This window comes from Pseudomonas sp. SMN11 (assembly GCF_052041945.1).
Taxonomy (GTDB): domain Bacteria; phylum Pseudomonadota; class Gammaproteobacteria; order Pseudomonadales; family Pseudomonadaceae; genus Aquipseudomonas.
Window position 1 is genome coordinate 1 of the sequence record NZ_JBKGGW010000031.1, and the last position, 18,446, is coordinate 18,446.

The following is an 18,446-nucleotide window of genomic DNA, read 5'->3' on the forward strand; positions in this document are numbered from 1 at the left end:
GTCCTCCTCTCACCCCAACAGCCGCCAAAACTCTCAGATCTGGCTCACCCCACCGATCACGCCGGAACCATGGCAAACCCCACGCCGAAGCGGTTCCAGGCATTGATGGTGGCAATGGCCAAGGTCAGGTTGGCCACCTCGGCCGGCTCGAAATGCTGCTGCAGCGCTTCGTATTCCGGTTGCGGGGCACCTCGCTCGGGCAGCCGGGTCAGGCATTCCACCCAGGCCAGTGCAGCACGCTCACGCGGGGTGAAGTAAGTCGTTTCCTGCCAGACGCACAGGGTCTGCAAGCGCGCCTCGGTCTCACCAGCCTTGCGTGCATCATTGGCATGCATGTTCACGCAATAGGCGCAGCCGTTGATCTGCGAAGCCCGCAGGCGCACCAGCTCCAGCAGTGAGTTTTCCAGGCCACTCTTGGCCAGGGTCTGCTCCAGGCCGACCATGGCCTTGTAGGCTTCCGGCGAGTGTTTGGCCCATTCGATACGGTTGTGCATGCTGTGCTCCAGGGAATGTGTGGTGGATATGGCGCTACCATAGCGCCCACCGCCCATTGGCCCGATAGCCAATCGAGCGCTTTCCCGGGAGGCCAATCGGGCCATTAAGGTGGCCACTGACCTGCATCCAATCTCTTCATTTCTACCCTGACTGCCTGGACAGGATAATGGCCGGGTCTTGCTTGGGAGTATCGATTCGTGATGAGAGGGGCGTTGAACCTGTTGCTGGTGATCTTGCTGGCATTGAACCTGAGACCGATCCTGACCAGCATCGGCCCGTTGCTCGAGCCGATGCGCGCGAGCACCGGGCTGGGTTACCAGCAGGCGGCGCTGCTGACCGCGTTGCCGGTGCTGTGCATGGGGCTTGTGCCGTTGCTGCAGCCTTGGCTGCGGCGCTGGATCAGCGAACACGGTGGCATGCTTGGTGGCCTCGGCGCCATTGCCCTGGCTTGCCTGTGGCGGCTGCAACTGGACAGCGCCTGGGCGCTGATCGCCAGCGCAGTGCTGGCCGGGTTGGGCGTGGCGGTGGTGCAGGGCATGATGCCGGGCCTGGTCAATCGCTGGTTCCCCAGCCGCCTGGCCGGGACCATGGGCCTGTACTCGGCGGCGCTGATGAGTGGCGGTGGCCTGGCGGCGGTGCTCGGCCCGCATATCAGCGGGCACTTCGGCCACTGGCAAGTCGGGCTTGGCGTGTGGGCGATCCCGGCGGTACTGGCGGTGCTGGCCTGGGCCGTGTTACGTCCTCGGGACAGCGCGCCAAAGCTGGCAGGTGCCACGGGCGGGCACTGGTTCGGCACGCGCCGGGCCTGGCTGCTGGCGCTGTACTTCGGCCTGATCAATGGTGGCTATACCAGCATGGTCGCGTGGCTGCCGGCCTACCACCTGGAACACGGTGGCACCGCGCAGGGCGGGGGCGACCTGGTCGGCCTGATGACCATTTTCCAGGTCTGCGGTGCCCTGGGCCTGCCGCTGTTGCTACGCGGCCTGGCCGACCGTCGCCCGGGCTTGTGGTTGGCGCTGTCGATCCAGCTCGTTGGCTTCCTCGGCTTGCTGCTGGCTCCGACACTGGCCATGGGCCTGTGGGTAGCGATGATAGGCTTTGGCCTGGGCGCCTGCTTCAGCCTGAGTCTGACCTTGACCCTGGAGCATCTCAGGACGCCCGCTGAAGCTGGCAGCCTGGCGGCGTTCGTGCAGGGTATCGGCTTCATCATCACCGGCATCATCCCGTACATCACCGGTTGGTTGCGCGATGTCAGCGGTGACTTCCAGGCATCCTGGACATTGCTGACCGTCACGGTGCTGGCGATGCTGTTGGTGACGGCCTGTTTCGCCCCGCGCGGCTATGCAGCGGCCATCGCCCGGCCCAAGCAGGGTGGCCAGGCGGCGCTGGTCAACTGAGGCGTTGCAGGGTATCGCGGACCCGGTCCAGTGCCGGGTCGATATCCAGCAGCTCGATGGCGCCGAAGCCCAGCAGCAACCCCTGGCGAACCGGGGCTTCGCTGAAGAACGGCGCCAGCGAGTACAGGCCGACTTCCACCTTGCGGGCGAGGTTGGCCAGCAACTCGACATCCACCCCCGGCCGCGCCAGCGCGCTCAGGTGGAACCCGGCACTGGCGGGCACGGCGCTGAACCAGGGCGCCAGGTCGTCGCCCAGCCGCGCCAGGATGCGCTCGCGACGGCCGCTGTAGATGTCATGGCAGCGGCGGATGTGCTTGTTCAGGTGGCCCTCGCCAATGAACCGCGCCAGCGCCCACTGCAGCAAGGTCGGGCTGTGCCAGTCGCTCAGGTGCTTGGCCACGCAGGCGGCGCTGAGTACCGCCGGTGGCAGCACTGCGTAACCCAGGCGCAGCTCCGGCAGCAGGGTCTTGGAGAACGTCCCGACATACGCCACCAGCCCTTGCTGGTCGAGGCGCTGCAGGGCATCGGCGGCCGGGCCCTGGTAGCGGAATTCGCAGTCGTAGTCGTCCTCGATGATCAATGCACCGAGCTCGGCAGCCCGTGCCAGCAGGGCATGGCGGCGGGCTTCGCTCATCGGCATGCCGAGCGGAAACTGGTGCGAAGGGGTCACGTAGATCAGCCGGGTGCCCTCGGCAATGTGCGCCACGCACATCCCCTCATCGTCCACCGGTACCGACTGCAGCTTTGCCCCCAGGGCCAGGAACAGCTGGCGTGCCGGCGGGTAGCCGGGGTCTTCCATGGCCACTTGGCAGCCGGGCTCGACCAGCACCCGGGCGATCAGGTCCAACGCCTGCTGGGCACCGTTGCACACCAGCACGTCCGCCGCACTGCAATGCACGCCGCGGGCGTAGGCGATGTGGTGGGCGATGGCCTCGCGCAGTTCGGGCAGGCCCTGTGCGGAAAACTGCCGCTCGGGGTGCCGCTGGCTACGGCGCAGGGCGTAATTCAGGCAGCTGCGCCACTGGTCGAAGGGGAACTGCGCCTTGCTCGAGGCACCACCGACGAAGTCGTAGCGCGAGGGGGCTTCCTGGCTGCGCCGGGCAAGTACCGTGGCGCGCTGTTGCCAGCGCTGCAGTGATGCGGCAGCGGCCAGGGGCACGGTTTGCGTTTCACCACTGTGCAGCGGTTGGCGCGGGGTGATGAACGTGCCACGGCCGACCACGCCGCTGAGCAGGTTGTCGTAGGTCAGCCGCGAGTAGGCTTCGGCCACGGTCTTGCGTGACACGCCCAGTTGCTCGGCCAGCAGCCGGGTCGGCGGCAGTTGCGTGCCGGCGGCCAGGTGGCCGCTGTCGATGCCGGCGCGCAGTTGCTGGTAGAGCTGGTCGGCCAGGCCTTTGCGGCCGTCCAGGCGGATATGCAGTTCCATGATCACTGTCCGAAGCATGAGAGTGCTGAGGATAGCGGATCAGAGCCGGGCGGTGCTCACCGTGATATAGCCCTTGTCGTTCAGGTCGATGTGTATCACCGTTTCATCCGCCGACGCCTTGCGCTTTTGCTTGATGCACACACCTTTGACGCCGATGGCGCGCATACGGTGGGGGATGGCTCGCCCGCAAGGGTCGAAGAAGATTTCGCTGGCCAGCAGTTCGATGCGCTCGACCAGTTGCCGGGTGTGCTCGTCGGTGGCGCAGAAGAACATCACGCCTGACAGGTGCGGGTCGTCGTCCGGGTTGTTGATGTCGTGGGCCAGCAGTTCGCGCAGGGTGCTGCGCAGTTCGGCGTTGGTGCGTGAATCTGGGTGCATGCGCTGCCTCCTCTGGGTCGAGCTCTCGATCTTGTTTTCACCGACCTAAGGCGACAAGTAAGACGCTTCTCTATGTGCTGTAGGAACTTTCTAATTCTGCGAGGAGGGTGCTTGCGCTACATGGATGCGGCACAATCTTCGCCTGATTTCTGCACTGAGCGAGGACCCCGATGAACAGCCACTTCCAAACCGTCGACCTGCAAAAGGCCTACCGCCTGCTCAACCACGGGCCGACCGTACTGGTGTCGGCCAGCCATGGGGGGGTGGATAACGTCATGGCCGCTGCCTGGGCCTGTGCGCTGGACTTCGACCCACCCAAGGTCACCGTGGTGCTGGACAAAAGTACTCGCACCCGGCAACTGGTCGAGGGCAGCGGTTGGTTCGTCATCCAGGTGCCGACTGCTGCCCAGGCGCAGCTGACCCATCAGGTGGGGACTCGCAGCCTTTTCGACCAGCCGGACAAGCTGGCCAGCATCGGCGTCGAGCTGGCGCGGGTGGAGGGGCACGTGGCGCCGCTGGTCCAGGGCTGCTCGGCCTGGTTGATGTGTCGGGTGATCGAAGAGCCGCACAACCAGAGCACCTATGACCTGTTCATTGGTGAAGTGGCGGCGGCGTGGGCAGATGACCGGGTGTTCCGAGAGGGGCATTGGGCGTACGAGAATGCCGACCCGCAGTGGCGCAGCCTGCACTATGTGGCCGGTGGGCATTTCTATGCGATTGGCGAGGCGGTGGTGGTCGAATGAGGTTGCCCGTGCTGGCCTCATTCCTGTAGGAGCGGCCTTGCCGGGGCGCGGGACCGGTCGGAAGGGCTGCATAGCAGCCCCGGCGATATCTGCGTTAGCCCAGAAGCCTAGGGCCGCTTTGCGGCCCTTTCCGACCGGTCCGGCGCCCCGGCAAGGCCGCTCCTACAAGGCCGGTGTTACTGTTCAACCTCCTGTTTGAATTTCAAGCGCCACCCATGCAGCAACGGCTCGGTATACCCGCTTGGCTGTTCACGCCCCTTGAACACCAGTGCCTGCGCCGCTCGGAACGCATGCGAACCCGCGAAATTCCCGGCCATCGGCCGGTACGCCGGATCCCCGGCATTCTGCTGGTCCACCACTGTGGCCATGCGCTGCAAGGTCGCCTCGACCTGGTCATTGCCGACCACCCCATGGTGCAGCCAGTTGGCGATGTGCTGGGCCGAGATGCGCAACGTGGCGCGGTCTTCCATCAGCCCCACGTCATGGATGTCCGGCACCTTCGAGCAACCCACCCCTTGCTCCACCCAGCGCACCACGTAACCCAGGATGCCCTGGCAGTTGTTGTCCAGTTCGGCCTGGATAGCATCGGTACTCCAGGGCCGGTCCGGGCTTACCGGGATGCTCAGCAGGTCATGCAACAATTGCTCGCGCTCGGCGCCCAGGTCGACGCTTTCCAGTTGCGCCTGCACCGCCGGCACGTCCACCTGGTGATAATGCAGCGCATGCAAGGTCGCGGCGGTGGGCGAGGGCACCCAGGCGGTGTTGGCGCCGGCGCGGGGCTGGGCGATCTTCTGTTCGAGCATGGCCGCCATCAGGTCGGGCATGGCCCACATGCCCTTGCCGATCTGCGCCTTGCCGCGCAGGCCGCAGGCCAGGCCCACCAGTACGTTGCTGCGCTCGTAGGCCTGGATCCAGGCGCTGCCTTTCATGTCGCCCTTGCGCAGCATGGCGCCGGCTTCCATGGCGCTGTGCATCTCGTCGCCGGTGCGGTCGAGGAAACCGGTGTTGATGAACACCACCCGTGCTGCCGCGCTGGCGATGCAGGCCGCGAGGTTGACGCTGGTGCGCCGCTCTTCGTCCATGATGCCCATCTTCAAAGTGTGCCGGGGCAGGCCCAGCAGGTCCTCTACATGGCCGAACAGCTGGTCGGCGAAGGCCACTTCGGCCGGGCCATGCATCTTCGGTTTAACGATGTACAGGCTGCCTTCGCGGGAGTTGCCGCGACGCTTGAGATCGTGCAGGCCGATCAGGCTGGTGACCACGGCGTCGAGGATGCCTTCGGGGATCTCCCGGCCATCGCGGTCGTGGATCGCCGGGTTGGTCATCAGGTGGCCGACGTTGCGAATGAACAGTAGCGAGCGGCCGGGCAGGGTCAGTGGCTGGCCGTCCGCGCCGTGGTATTGGCGGTCCCTGGCCAGTGCACGGGTGAAGGTCTTGCCGCCTTTGCTTACCTGTTCGCTGAGGTCGCCTTTCATCAGGCCCAGCCAGTTGCGGTAGACGTTGACCTTGTCCACGGCATCCACCGCCGCCACCGAGTCCTCGCAGTCGATGATGGTGGTCAGCGCAGCTTCGACGAGTATGTCCTTGACCCCGGCGCGGTCGGCCTTGCCGATGGTGCTGGCCGGGTCGATCTGGATTTCGAAATGCAGGCGATGGTGTTGCAGCAGGATGGCTGTTGGCTGGCGGGGTTCGCCTTGGTAGCCGCGCAGTTGCGCAGGCGCTGTGAGGCCGACCTGGCGGCCATCGCTCAAGGTCACCTGCAGTTTGCCCTGATTGATCGCGTAGGCCTGGGCGTCCGTGTGGGATGCGCCTGCAAGCGGCGCCGAGCGGTCGAGAAAGTCCCGGCCGAGAGCGATCACACGGCCGCCGCGCACCGGGTTGTAGCCCTGGCCGCGCTCGGCGCCGTCGCTTTCGGGGATGGCATCGGTGCCGTACAGCGCGTCATACAGCGAGCCCCAGCGTGCGTTGGCGGCGTTCAGCGCGTAGCGGGCATTGCTCAGTGGCACAACCAGTTGCGGGCCGGCCTGCTCGGCAATTTCGCGGTCGACCTGTGTGGTGTTGATGCGCACTTGCTGCGGGTGTTCAACGATGTAGCCGATGCTGCGCAGGAAAGCCTGGTAGGCGGCCATGTCGCTGATCGGGCCAGGGTGCTGGCGGTGCCAGATGTCCAGTTCTTGCTGCAGGCGGTCGCGTTCGGCGAGCAGTTCGCGGTTGCGCGGGGCGAGGTCGTGGACCAGGGTGCTGAAGCCTTGCCAGAAGCTGGCGGCGTCGATTCCGGTGCCGGGCAGTACTTCATCTTCGATGAAGCGTTGCAGGATCGGGGCGACCTTGAGTGGATGAGTCATTGTCTTCTCGCTCGGTGTTCAGGTTTCAGAAAATATGCCGCGTCAAGGGGTGCGCTGTACTTGTGGAAGCCGCGCTTGCCGGCGATGGGCCGCAAAGCGGCCCCACGATTTCAAGTTTGTTGCATAAATTGCCGGGGCCGCTTTGCGGCCCATCGCCGGCAAGCGCGGCTCCTACGGGGACCGTGCAGATTTTTAAAGGGCGGCCACGCCCGCCTTGGCCACCTGGGCATCCTGCTCAGGCTTGACCCCGGACACGCCCACGGCGCCCACTACCTGGCCATCGACCAGCACCGGCACGCCGCCTTCCAGGCTGGTCAGCAACGGCGCGGTGACGAAGGCGGTACGCCCGCCATTGACCATCTGTTCGAAGTCGCGGGTCTCCTTGCGCCCCAAGGCAGCACTGCGTGCCTTTTCCACGGCGATGTAGGCACTGGACGGCGCACAGCCGTCCATGCGCTCCAGGGCCAGCGGATGGCCGCCGTCGTCGACCACGGCGATGGTCACGTTCCACTGTTGCGCCTGGGCTTCCTGGCGGGCAGCAGCGAGCAGGCGGGTCACTTCCGCCTGGCCGATCACGGGCTTGCTATGCATGGCTGTTCTCCTGGTTCAAGGCTGCTTCGACGATTTCGATCCAGTGCCGCACCGGCGTGCGCCCGGCCCCGTCGAGGTGGGTCTGGCAGCCGATGTTGGCGGTGGCGATGACTTGCGGCTTGCCGCTTTCCAGCGCATTCAGGCGGTTGTCGCGCAATTGCCGCGACAGTGCGGGCTGGGTCAGCGAATAGGTGCCGGCCGAGCCGCAACAGAGGTGGCCGTCTGGCACTGGGGTGAGGGTGAAGCCCAGGCGCGTCAGCAGGCTTTCCACCTGGCCGCCGAGCTTGAGCGCATGCTGCAGGGTGCATGGGCAATGGAAGGCCAGGCGCTGTTCGGCGCACAGGCCGAGCTGTTCAACCGGCTCGTCGCGCAGCACTTCGACCAGGTCCCGCGACAGGGCACTGACCCGTGCAGCCTTGGCGGCGTAGTGTGGGTCTTTTTCCAGCAGGTGGCCGTAGTCACGCACAAAGGCACCACAGCCACTGGCGGTCTGCACAATGGCCTCGGCGCCGGCTTCGATGGCCGGCCACCAGGCGTCGATATTGCGCCGGGCACGATCCAGGCCTTGCTCCTGGGCATTGAGGTGATAGTCCACCGCGCCGCAGCAGCCAGCTTCGTACGCTGGCTCCACGCTGATCCCAAGGCGGTCCAGCAGGCGCGCGGTGGCGGCGTTGGTGTTGGGCGACAAGGCGGCCTGCACGCAGCCTTCGAGCAGCAGGATGCGCCGGGCATGGCGAGGCGCGGGCCGTTCGCCGGCCGGCGTCACCTGGGCCGGCAGCTTGCTCTTGAGGTTGGCCGGCAGCACCGGCCGCAAGGCCTGGCCGGTGCGGGTCAGGGCCTTGAACAGCGCCGGGCGTGGCACCACGGCGCGCAGGCTCTGGCGCAGGAGGCGCTGGCCGAGCGGGCGCGGTACCTGCTGCTCGACCACGGCGCGGCCGATGTCCAGAAGGTCGTGGTACTTCACCCCCGACGGGCAGGTGGTCTCGCAGTTGCGGCAGGTCAGGCAGCGGTCCAGGTGCAGTTGCGTACTGGCGGTGACCGGCGCGCCTTCGAGCACTTGCTTGATCAGGTAGATGCGCCCACGGGGCCCGTCCAGTTCATCGCCGAGCAGTTGGTAGGTCGGGCAGGTGGCCGTGCAGAAACCGCAGTGCACGCAGGAACGCAGAATACTTTCGGCTTCTTCGCCACGGGGCAGGCGCTTGGCGGTCTCGCTCAGGTTGGTTTGCATGGGCGTGGCCTCACAGGTCCGGGTACAGGCGGCCAGGGTTGAACACGCCCTGCGGGTCGAGTTGCTGCTTGAGGGCGAGGTGATAGCGCATCAGCGCCGCCGGGAGCGGCGCGCTGCTGTCGTCGCCGGGGGCATAGCAGGTGGCGTGGCCGCCGACCTTGGCCACCCGTTCGCGGATCAGCTGCGCCGGTGCCGTCGATTTCAGCCAGCGCTGCGCGCCACCCCAGTCGATGAGCTGCAGCCCCGGCAGGTCGAGTTCACCGCTGGCCGTCGGCACCGACAGCCGCCACAGCGGCGCCGGGTCGTTGAAGAAGGCCAGGCGCTGTTCGCGCAGGTCGCTCCAGAAGCAGCTGTCGAGCACGTCTCCGCCCAGGCGCTGGCGGGCCGATTGCACCGAGCCTTCACCACCTTCCAGGCGCAGGTACAAGGTTTCGCCATCGTGGCAGGCGGCGCTGATCGGCAGCGGTTGCTGGCCCCATTCGGCCAGTTCGGCCAGGGCCTGGTGGCGGTCCATCGGCAGGCGCAGGCTGAGGCATTCGCGTGGGCGTGGCAGCACCTTCAGCGACACCTCGGTCAGCAGCCCCAGGCAGCCAAAGCTGCCGGCCATCAGCCGCGAGACGTCGAAGCCTGCGACGTTTTTCATCACCTCACCACCAAAACGCAGCAGCTTGCCGTGCCCGGTGATGACCCGCGTGCCGAGCACATAGTCGCGCACCGACCCGGCCCAGGGCCGGCGCGGCCCGGACAGCCCGGCCGCGACCATGCCGCCCAGGGTCGCCTCGGCGCCCAGGTGCGGCGGTTCGCAGGGCAGCATCTGTCCGGCCTCGTGCAGCGCCGCCTCGATCTCCAGTAGCGGCGTGCCAGCGCGGGCGGTGAGCACCAGCTCGGTGGGGTCGTAGCTGACGATGCCCCGGTGCTTGCGGGTATCGAGGATCTCGCCGGCCACCGGGCGGCCGAGCATGGCCTTGCTGTTGCCGCCCTGGATGCGCAGCGGCGTGCCCAGGTTCAGGGCCTGGTTGACCTGTTCGAGCAGGTCCTGGCTCATGTCGCGGTCCATGCTCATCAGAAGCGCTCCAGCTCGGGGAAGGGCAGTTGCCCGTGATGCACGTGCAGGGCGCCGAACTCGGCGCAGCGGTGCAGGGTGGGGATGTTCTTGCCCGGGTTGAGCAGCCCACGCGGGTCGAACGCCGCCTTCACGGCATGGAACAGGGTGATTTCGTCGCTGTTGAACTGCGCGCACATCTGGTTGATCTTCTCGCGCCCCACGCCGTGTTCGCCGGTGATGCTGCCACCCACCGCCACGCACAGCTCGAGGATGCGCCCGCCGATGGCCTCGGCGCGCTCAAGCTCGCCGGGCAGGTTGGCATCGAACAGGATCAATGGGTGCATGTTGCCGTCGCCGGCGTGGAACACGTTGGCCACGCGCAGGCCGTATTCCTCGCTCAGTTCGCTGATGCCCTTGAGCACCCGTGGCAATTCGCGGCGCGGAATGGTGCCGTCCATGCAGTAGTAGTCCGGTGAAATCCGCCCCACCGCCGGGAAGGCGTTCTTGCGCCCGGCCCAAAAGCGCACGCGCTCGGCTTCGTCGCAGGCCAGGCGCACTTCGCTGGCGCCGGCTTGCTTCAGCACCTCGGCGACCCGTTCGCAGTCATCCTGCACATCGGCTTCGACGCCATCCAGCTCGCACAGCAGGATGGCGGCCGCATCTACCGGGTAGCCGGCGTGGATGAAGTCCTCGGCGGCGCGGATCGCCAGGTTGTCCATCATCTCCAGGCCGCCGGGAATGATGCCGGCGGCGATGATTTCGGCCACCGCACGGCCGGCATCCTCGACGCGGTCGAAGCTGGCCAGCAGTACCCGCGCCACCTGGGGCTTGGGCAGCAGTTTGACGGTCACTTCGGTGACGATGCCGAGCATGCCCTCGGAGCCGGTGAACAGTGCCAGCAGGTCGAAGCCCGGGGTGTCGAGGGCGTCACTGCCCAGGGTCAGGCGTTCACCCTCGACGGTGAGGATCTCGACCTTGAGCAGGTTGTGCACGGTCAGGCCATATTTCAGGCAGTGCACGCCGCCGGCATTTTCGGCGACGTTGCCGCCGATCGAGCAGGCGATCTGCGAAGAAGGGTCGGGTGCGTAGTACAGGCCATGGGGTGCGGCGGCCTGGGAAATGGCCAAGTTGCGCACACCGGGCTGCACCCGGGCGAAGCGGCCCTGCGGATTGACTTCGAGAATGCGGTTGAAGCGCGCCATCACCAGCAGGATGCCCTTGGCCAGCGGCAGCGCGCCGCCCGACAGGCCAGTACCGGCGCCGCGTGCCACCACCGGCACGCCACGCAGGTGGCAGAGCTTGAGCAAAGTCTGCACCTGTTCCAGGCGATCGGGCAGTACCACCAGCAGCGGCACGGTGCGGTAGGCCGAGAGGCCGTCGCATTCATAAGGCTTGAGGTCTTCCGCGCGGTGCAGGATCTCAAGGTCGGGGAGGGCATCACGCAACGCTTGCAGCAGCGCGGGCAGGTCCACGGCGGGCAGCGTTCCGTCGACACGTTCGTCGTAGAGGATGTTCATCTGGCTCACTCAGCGGCAGTTTTTGTTGTTGTTGGCAAACCGATCACCCCTGCAGCCTGCGCGCTTGAGTGGGGGTGGTCGAGGGTGCGGGGAACTGGTCCTACCAGTTTTTCCACGAAGCACTGGTTATCTCTGGGTTCAAGCGGCTAGATTGGAGCCATCGACAGCAGTGGTCCTACCAGTTGGAGTCCGTGCATGGGCATTGAAGGCAAGGCCAAGGTTGCAGACCAGGTGGCCGAGCGGGTCGAGCGGCTGATCGTCGAAGGCGTGCTCAAGGTCGGCCAGGCCTTGCCATCGGAGCGGCGCCTGGTGGAGAAACTTGGCTGTTCGCGCTCGGCACTGCGTGAAGGCCTGCGCATTCTGCGTGGACGCGGCATCATCGACACCGAGCAGGGTCGCGGCTCGTTCGTCGCCGACCTTGCCGGGCAGGCCAGTGCCACGCCGTTGATGCACCTGTTCAGCTCTCAGCCGCGCACATTGTTCGACCTGCTGGAGGTGCGCGCCTTGCTGGAGGCCGAGTCAGCACGCCTGGCGGCCTTGCGCGCCACCGACATTGACCGCCTGCTGATCCGCAGGCGCTACGAAGACATGCTTGACGCCCATGCCTCTGCCGAAGCGCTCGACCCACGCGAGCACGCCCGGCGTGACCATGCCTTCCACCGCGCGATCAGCGAGGCGTCACACAACCCGGTACTGGTGCATACCCTGCAGTCGCTGAGTGACCTGACCCTGAGCACGGTGTTCGCCTCGGTCAACAACCTCTATTGCCGCCCGGCGCAAAAGCGCCAGATCGATCGTCAGCATGCGCGGTTGTATCACGCGGTGATGGAACAGTTGCCCGAGCAGGCCCAGCGGGCGGCGCGTGAACATATCAACGGGATACGCGACAGTTTGCGGGAGATCGAGCAGGAAGAGCAGCGGCTGGTCAGGGCGACCATGCGCATGGATGGTTGGGGTTGAGGTCATCCTGTGCCGGCCCTTTCGCGGGTAAACCGGCTCCCACAGGTACGCCACAGCCTTTGAATACTGTGCAGTACCTGTGGGAGCGGGCTTGCCCGCGAAGAGGCCGGTGCTGGCAATACATCAGTTGGCCAAGTGCCTGATCATCGCTACGGTGAGATAAAGCCGCGGAGCAATGCTGCCCAGTTCGATGTACTCATCGTCCCCATGCAACCCGGCCCCGACCACTCCCAGCGTTTCCAGCACCGCCGGTTTGTCGCTGCCCGGCACATAGGCATACCCGGCATCGGTGCCGAAGCGCATGGCTATTGGCTCGATCTTGTATCCAGCCTCCCCATACAGCTGCTGTGCTGTCTCTGCCAGCTTGCTCGAGGCCTGGTTACGTGCCAGCGGCGGTCGACCTTTCTCGACCACCACACTGGCCTGGGTGTCGGCCACCAGTTGCTTTTTCACGATACGCTGGGCGTCGCCCTGCACCCGGTCAGTCTCGCCCAGATCCGAATAGCGCATGTCCGCTTCTGCGGTGGCCAGTGCCGGGATGATATTGGCCTTTTCGCCTGCCTTGGCCAACGTCCAGTTCACCGTGGTGCCCTTGCTGGCGTCGCCGAGGTCGTTGAGCTGGAGCAGCTGGTGCGCGAGCTCGGTCAGCGCGTTGCGGCCTTCCTCGGGTGCGGAGCCGGCGTGGGATGCACGGCCTTTTACTTCAAGTTTGAGGCGGTTGATGCCATTGGTGGCGACGGTGACTGCATCTTTGTCCGGCGGTTCGTAAGAGAACACGTAATCATGCTTGCGAGCCAGTTCGGCAATGATCTGCCTGGACCCGGCAGAGCCCATTTCTTCGTCCGGGTTGAACAGCACGGTGAGCGTACGGTAGCCCTTGAACTGCTGATCGTTCAGCAACTTCAGCGCGTGCAGGATCATCGCCACGCCGCCCTTGGCATCGGCGACCCCCGGGCCATAGGCGCGTGGGCCATCGACCCGGAACGGGCGTTTGGCGACGGTGCCGGGGACGAACACGGTGTCGTAATGCACCATCAGCAGGAAGTCCTTGCTGCCGCTGCCTTTGAAAGTACCGACAATATTGTCGCCGACCGAAGGCTTGGCGGGGTGCGTCTGCACCTCGGCGCCCAAGGCCCTGAGACGCTTCACCAGTTCGGCACTGACTTGCGTCAGGCCCGCTTCGGTACCGGTGCCGGTGTCTACCGAAACCAGGCTCTTGAGGGTTTGCAGGTACGCCGGCTGTTCGTTTTCGGCTTGCTTGAGCAGGTCCTTGGGGGTGGGTTCAGCGGCAGGTGTCTGGGTACAGGCGATCAGCAGCGCCAGGGCGATGGCGTGGGGAGGGCGAGGCAATGGCATGGGGTCTTCCTTGTTATCGTAAACCCTTTAGCGTAGTTCCTGAGCTCGGCGTCGCGAGCAGTCCGGGCAGGAGCATCGCGCAATAGCAGAAGTGACAATATGAGATATGCAGGTCACGTCGCTTTCGCAAACACATGGTTAGGTGGCACCTGATTAATAACCAAGTGCCACCTAAGCCAGTGCATCAATGATGGGCAACCGGGTCATCCTGGGACAGAATTGCCCGGGCCAGCTCTTCGTCACTGGCCTGCAGCCCAGGATTGTCCTTGCGGGCCTGTTCCAGCGCCGACTCCACATAGGCGCCACGGATGGTCCCGCCACTGGCGACGAACGCAGAAAGCTCGTCACGGGCAGGAATAATTCGTTTGTCATCCTTGAAGGTCGAATACAGCGAGGCGGAAACACCGGCCGAGGTGGCGACGTCGCCCGCATCTACGCGGGCCAGGGCCGCACCGGCAGGCAGCAGGAGCAGCAGCGCAGGGGCGAGGAGTAGGTGGCGCATGTCGTGTTCTCCAGTAACGTGAAGCACAAGGAAATAAACCACTCAGTGATTAAGAAAGCGGGTGAGTGGCGGTAGTTCCCTGATTTCTGCCGCACCGTCGTTGTGCCTTACACCTCGCTGCCCAGCAAGCGCTGCAGCGAAGCGTCGAAATCGCGCAGGGCATCGGCCTTGGCGGCCTTTTCGTCTTCGAGCATCCGCGCCACATTGCTGACATCCTTGCGCGCACGCCCTTCGGCGCGACCGATGTAAGTCAGCTGGCTGTCGAAGAAGCGCGCCACCACCCGGCTTTCAACGTCTGCCGTGGCCAGGCGGCTTTCGCTGTCCAGCAGCACGATCACGTCCGGATGGTCGGCCAGCAGGCTGTCCAGGTCTTCATAGAAGGTCACCTCGGCGAACTGCTGGGCCAGTGAGTGCGCCAGCCAGTCGTAGGCCTGGCTGCCACCGCGCAGGGTGGCCACTGGAATGCTGCGCGGCTGTGCTTTGGTCACGGCCTTGCCACGGTGCTGCTGCAGGTAGCTGAGGGTGCTGTCGGCATTGCGCCCGAGCAGCACGGCCACGTGCTGCCCCGGGGCCAGCGCGACGCTGGAAATGGCGGTGGCTGAGTAGAAATGCCCGTAGGGCTGGGCAGCCTGCTGGCTAGCCGGCGCGGCACAACCGCCAAGGGCAGCGAACAGGGCGAGCAAAGCAGCGAGCATGCCGGTTTTCATGGGGAGAGCCTCATCGATCAGTGAATGCAGCCATATTCCGCCTGCCGTGGCTGCGGCGGAACTTGATGGCATTCATGGTGGCTATCGATGAGGTCGATGGATCAGCTCGGGCGGGCCATGAACTGCAGGATGCGCTCGCGCAGCCAGCGCTCGGCGGGGTCGTTGTCATGGGCGCCGCTCCAGACCATCGACAGCTCGGCCTCGGTGATCTCGAAGGGGGCGGGGTCGGCGCGCAGGCTGCCATCGTCGGCCAGGGCGCAGGCGGCGTAGTCTGGCACGGTGGCGATCATTTCGGTGTTGCGCAGCAGCGCGCGCAGGCTGCCGAACTGCGGCACGGCCAGCACCACCTTGCGGCAGCGGCCGATGCGCGCGAGGTCGAGGTCGATGTTACCGCTCATGTCACCGGAGAACGACACCATCACATGGGGCCGGGCGCAGTACTCGTCGAGGGTCAGCGGGCCCGGGCGGTCGTCGGCGCGCAGCACCCGCACGCCGATATCACGCAGCTTGCGGCGCTTGGCGGTGGCCGGCAGGTCAGTGGTGTAGCTCACGCCTACCGAGATCTCGCCACTGGCCAGCAGGCCCGGCATCAGCAGGAAGTTGGCGCGGCGCACCACCACGCTGATGTCCGGCGCCTCCTCGCGCAGCGCCTGCAGCAATGCGGGGAACAGGCCGAACTCGGCATCGTCCGACAGACCCAGGCGGAACTGGTTGCAACTGTTGGCCGGGTCGAAGTCGCGGGCGCGGCTGATGGCCGACGAAATCACGTCCATGGCCGGGCCCAGCTCGGCGAAGATCTGCATGGCCCGCGGCGTCGGTTCCATGGCCCGGCCGCTGCGGATCAGCAGTGGGTCGTCGAACAGCTCGCGCAGGCGGGCGAGGGCGGCGCTGACGGTGGACTGGGTGATGAACAGCTTTTCGCCGACGCGGGTCAGGTTGCGTTCGATCATCAGGGCTTCGAAAAGCACCAGCAGGTTCATGTCGACGCGGCGCAGGTCGTTGCGGTTCATGGGGCTTGGCTCACGGGGGCTGGAGGGGTTGGCGGTGTATTGAAGCACGACGCTGGCGGTTGTGCCTTGTATGGATGTGCCGGGGCTATCAACCCGCAAGAGCCACTCTATTAGACCTCTGCCCAAGCTCGACTAGTCTTTCCTCTGGCCCACCGAAATCCAGCTGCGGGCGGCGCGTCAGCACCTGTGTGCAAGACCGCGCCGCGGGTGGCGTGAGAGCTTCGCAAGCCCCGTGTCGGCACGTGACCGACCAGACCTGATGAAGGGGTAGGCATGAGCCCAAGTGCTCGGCTGAAAGAACACCTGGCATAGACCGGAAATCTGGATAACCGACCCAAAGGTAACAGCAGATGTCGAACGAATCGAAATGCCCGTTCCATCAAACCGCAGGTGGCGGCACCACCAACCGTGACTGGTGGCCTGACCAGCTCAACCTCAGGATTCTCCATCAACACTCGTCCAAGTCCAGCCCCGACCCGGACTTCGACTATGCCAAGGCGTTCAAGAGCCTCGATTTCCAGGCCCTGAAAAAAGACCTGACCGCCTTGATGACCGACTCCCAGGACTGGTGGCCAGCCGACTTCGGCCACTACGGCCCGTTGTTCATCCGCATGGCCTGGCACAGCGCCGGTACCTACCGCATCGGTGATGGCCGTGGCGGTGCCGGCTCTGGCCAGCAGCGTTTCGCGCCGCTCAACAGCTGGCCGGACAACGTCAGCCTGGACAAGGCCCGGCGCCTCCTGTGGCCGATCAAGCAGAAGTATGGCAACAAGATCTCCTGGGCCGACCTGATCGTGCTTACCGGGAACGTCGCACTGGAATCCATGGGCTTCAAGACCTTTGGCTTCTCGGGCGGGCGCGCCGACGTGTGGGAACCGGACGAAGACGTGTACTGGGGCTCGGAAAAGGTCTGGCTGGGTGGCGACACCCGCTACGGCAAGGAACAGCTCAAGGCCCAGCCGCCGGGCCAAGGTGACCTGGTCGCGGAGCCGGCCAAGCATCCGGAAGAAGAAAGCCGCGATCTCAGTGGCGAGCGCAACCTGGAAAACCCGCTGGCTGCCGTGCAGATGGGCCTGATCTATGTCAACCCGGAAGGCCCGGAAGGAAACCCTGACCCGGTGGCGTCGGGCAAGGACATCCGCGACACCTTCGGCCGCATGGCCATGAACGACGAAGAAACCGTGGCGCTTATCGCGGGCGGCCACGCTTTTGGCAAGACCCACGGTGCCGGCCCGGCCGACAACGTGGGCCCAGAGCCCGAAGCGGCAGGCCTGGAACTGCAGGGCCTGGGCTGGCCGAACAAGTTCGGCAGCGGCACGGGCGGCGATACCATCACCAGCGGCCTGGAAGTGACGTGGACGTCAACGCCGACGCAGTGGAGCAACGAGTACCTCAACAACTTGTTCAACTTCGAGTGGGAACTGACCAAGAGCCCGGCCGGCGCCCACCAGTGGCGACCGAAGGATGGCAAGGGTGCGGGTACCGTGCCGGATGCCCATGACGCGGGCAAACGCCATGCGCCTTCGATGCTCACCTCCGACCTGGCCCTGCGCTTCGACCCGATCTACGGGCCGATCGCCAAGCGTTTCAAGGACAACCCCGACCAGCTGGCAGATGCCTTCGCCCGTGCCTGGTACAAGCTGATCCACCGTGATATGGGCCCGCTGGCGCGTTACCTGGGCCCGGAAATGCCCAACGAAGAACTGCTGTGGCAAGACCCGCTGCCAAAAGCCGACCAGCCCGTGCTGGGTGAGCAGGATATTGCCGGGCTCAAGGCCAAGATTCTCGCTTCGGGTCTGAGCGTCGCCGAACTGGTTTCCACCGCTTGGGCGGCGGCCTCGACCTTCCGTGGCTCGGACAAGCGCGGTGGCGCCAACGGTGGCCGGCTGCGCCTGGCACCGCAGAAGGACTGGGCGGCGAACCAGGGCACCGGCAAGGTGCTGGCGGCGCTGGAGAAGATCCAGGGCGAATTCAACGCCGGTGGCAAGAAGGTCTCCCTGGCCGACCTGATTGTCCTGGCCGGCTCAGCCGCCGTGGAAAAGGCCGCCAAGGACGCCGGGCACAACGTCAGCGTGGGCTTCCGCCCGGGCCGGGTCGATGCCTCTCAGGCGCAGACCGACGTCGAGTCGTTTGCCGTGCTGGAACCGCTGGCCGATGGCTTCCGCAACTTCAGCAAGGCCCGCTACAGCGTCAAGGCCGAGAAGCTGCTGCTGGACAAGGCCCAGTTGCTGACCCTCACCGCGCCCGAACTGACCGTGCTGATTGGCGGCCTGCGCGTGCTCGGCGCCAACCATGGTGGCAGCAAGGACGGTGTGTTTACCGACAAGCCCGGCACCCTGAGCAACGACTTCTTCCGTAACCTGCTGGACATGGGCGTGGAATGGAAGCCGACGTCGGCGGACAACGAAAGCTTTGAAGGCCGCGATCGCAAGACCGGGCAGGTGAAGTGGACGGGTAGCCGGGTCGACCTGGTGTTTGGCTCGCATGCGCAATTGCGGGCGTTGAGCGAGGTGTATGGCAGCAGCGATGGCAAGGACAAGTTCGTCAAAGACTTCGTCGCCGCTTGGGAAAAAGTCATGGAGCTGGATCGCTTTGACCTGAAATGAATCGAGGGCGCTTTGCGCCCTTTTCGCGACACAAGGCCGCTCCTACAGGACAGCGCCACCTTTGCAGACGGCGCGATACCTGTAGGAGCGGCCTTGTGCCGCGAATGGGCTGCAAAGCAGCCCCACGGCCAGTGGCCATA

16 protein-coding genes are annotated in these 18,446 nt (G+C 65.5%); 4 read left to right on the forward strand and 12 right to left on the reverse strand.

Features of this window, described 5'->3' with window-relative positions:
* Positions 1 to 56 precede the first annotated feature (56 nt).
* The gene (locus ACLEJU_RS21710; protein ID WP_435425616.1) at positions 57 to 494 is read right to left on the reverse strand and encodes a carboxymuconolactone decarboxylase family protein; all 438 of its coding nucleotides are present in this window, start codon (positions 492 to 494) and stop codon (positions 57 to 59) included.
* 201 nt (positions 495 to 695) lie between these two features.
* Between ACLEJU_RS21710 and ACLEJU_RS21715 the strand changes: the two genes are divergently transcribed.
* Entirely contained in the window at positions 696 to 1,892 is a 1,197-nt protein-coding gene (locus tag ACLEJU_RS21715) for a CynX/NimT family MFS transporter (RefSeq protein ID WP_435425615.1), read from the forward strand.
* Here the strand turns inward: ACLEJU_RS21715 and pdxR are convergent.
* Together pdxR and ACLEJU_RS21725 are read right to left on the reverse strand one after the other, a co-directional pair.
* Complete coding sequence (pdxR, locus tag ACLEJU_RS21720; RefSeq protein WP_435425614.1) at positions 1,885 to 3,318, reverse strand: MocR-like pyridoxine biosynthesis transcription factor PdxR; 1,434 nt, start codon at positions 3,316 to 3,318, stop codon at positions 1,885 to 1,887. The two genes, ACLEJU_RS21715 and pdxR, sit on opposite strands and share 8 nt — an antisense overlap.
* 39 nt (positions 3,319 to 3,357) lie before the next feature.
* Positions 3,358 to 3,696 (reverse strand): hypothetical protein, encoded by a 339-nt coding sequence (locus ACLEJU_RS21725; RefSeq protein WP_435425613.1) that lies wholly within the window; start codon positions 3,694 to 3,696, stop codon positions 3,358 to 3,360.
* A 170-nt stretch (positions 3,697 to 3,866) separates the two neighbouring features.
* Between ACLEJU_RS21725 and ACLEJU_RS21730 the strand changes: the two genes are divergently transcribed.
* Complete coding sequence (locus ACLEJU_RS21730; RefSeq protein ID WP_435425612.1) at positions 3,867 to 4,439, forward strand: flavin reductase family protein; 573 nt, start codon at positions 3,867 to 3,869, stop codon at positions 4,437 to 4,439.
* A gap of 176 nt (positions 4,440 to 4,615) precedes the next feature.
* Here ACLEJU_RS21730 and ACLEJU_RS21735 read toward each other — a convergent pair whose 3' ends face one another.
* The 5 genes from ACLEJU_RS21735 to glcD form a co-directional block, all read right to left on the reverse strand.
* Positions 4,616 to 6,784: a malate synthase G gene (locus ACLEJU_RS21735; RefSeq protein WP_435425611.1), complete on the reverse strand. Its 2,169-nt coding sequence runs from the start codon at positions 6,782 to 6,784 to the stop codon at positions 4,616 to 4,618.
* Positions 6,785 to 6,976: 192 nt separating this feature from the next.
* Positions 6,977 to 7,375, reverse strand: coding sequence for a heme-binding protein (locus ACLEJU_RS21740; protein ID WP_294324283.1), 399 nt, complete (start codon positions 7,373 to 7,375; stop codon positions 6,977 to 6,979).
* On the reverse strand, positions 7,368 to 8,603 hold the full coding sequence (gene glcF / locus ACLEJU_RS21745) for a glycolate oxidase subunit GlcF (protein ID WP_435425160.1): 1,236 nt from the start codon (positions 8,601 to 8,603) through the stop codon (positions 7,368 to 7,370). Before glcF ends, ACLEJU_RS21740 begins: the two co-directional genes overlap by 8 nt.
* A gap of 10 nt (positions 8,604 to 8,613) precedes the next feature.
* The gene (gene glcE / locus ACLEJU_RS21750) at positions 8,614 to 9,666 is read right to left on the reverse strand and encodes a glycolate oxidase subunit GlcE (protein WP_435425161.1); all 1,053 of its coding nucleotides are present in this window, start codon (positions 9,664 to 9,666) and stop codon (positions 8,614 to 8,616) included.
* Entirely contained in the window at positions 9,666 to 11,165 is a 1,500-nt protein-coding gene (glcD, locus tag ACLEJU_RS21755) for a glycolate oxidase subunit GlcD (protein WP_435425162.1), read from the reverse strand. The genes glcE and glcD overlap by 1 nt, the downstream gene beginning before the upstream one ends.
* A gap of 195 nt (positions 11,166 to 11,360) precedes the next feature.
* Between glcD and glcC the strand changes: the two genes are divergently transcribed.
* Complete coding sequence (glcC, locus tag ACLEJU_RS21760; protein WP_060513357.1) at positions 11,361 to 12,125, forward strand: transcriptional regulator GlcC; 765 nt, start codon at positions 11,361 to 11,363, stop codon at positions 12,123 to 12,125.
* A gap of 123 nt (positions 12,126 to 12,248) precedes the next feature.
* Here glcC and ACLEJU_RS21765 read toward each other — a convergent pair whose 3' ends face one another.
* The 4 genes from ACLEJU_RS21765 to ACLEJU_RS21780 form a co-directional block, all read right to left on the reverse strand.
* Positions 12,249 to 13,481, reverse strand: a complete 1,233-nt coding sequence (locus ACLEJU_RS21765; protein ID WP_435425163.1) for a M20/M25/M40 family metallo-hydrolase — start codon at positions 13,479 to 13,481, stop codon at positions 12,249 to 12,251.
* Between the two features lie 184 nt (positions 13,482 to 13,665).
* Entirely contained in the window at positions 13,666 to 13,983 is a 318-nt protein-coding gene (locus ACLEJU_RS21770; protein ID WP_435425164.1) for a DUF2388 domain-containing protein, read from the reverse strand.
* 107 nt (positions 13,984 to 14,090) lie between these two features.
* A complete protein-coding gene (locus tag ACLEJU_RS21775; protein WP_435425165.1) occupies positions 14,091 to 14,678 on the reverse strand; it encodes a hypothetical protein in 588 nt (195 codons plus the stop codon).
* Positions 14,679 to 14,791: 113 nt separating this feature from the next.
* Positions 14,792 to 15,700: a LysR family transcriptional regulator gene (locus tag ACLEJU_RS21780; protein ID WP_152957707.1), complete on the reverse strand. Its 909-nt coding sequence runs from the start codon at positions 15,698 to 15,700 to the stop codon at positions 14,792 to 14,794.
* A 350-nt stretch (positions 15,701 to 16,050) separates the two neighbouring features.
* Between ACLEJU_RS21780 and katG the strand changes: the two genes are divergently transcribed.
* Positions 16,051 to 18,306, forward strand: coding sequence for a catalase/peroxidase HPI (gene katG / locus ACLEJU_RS21785; RefSeq protein ID WP_435425166.1), 2,256 nt, complete (start codon positions 16,051 to 16,053; stop codon positions 18,304 to 18,306).
* The last annotated feature ends 140 nt before the right edge of the window (positions 18,307 to 18,446 follow it).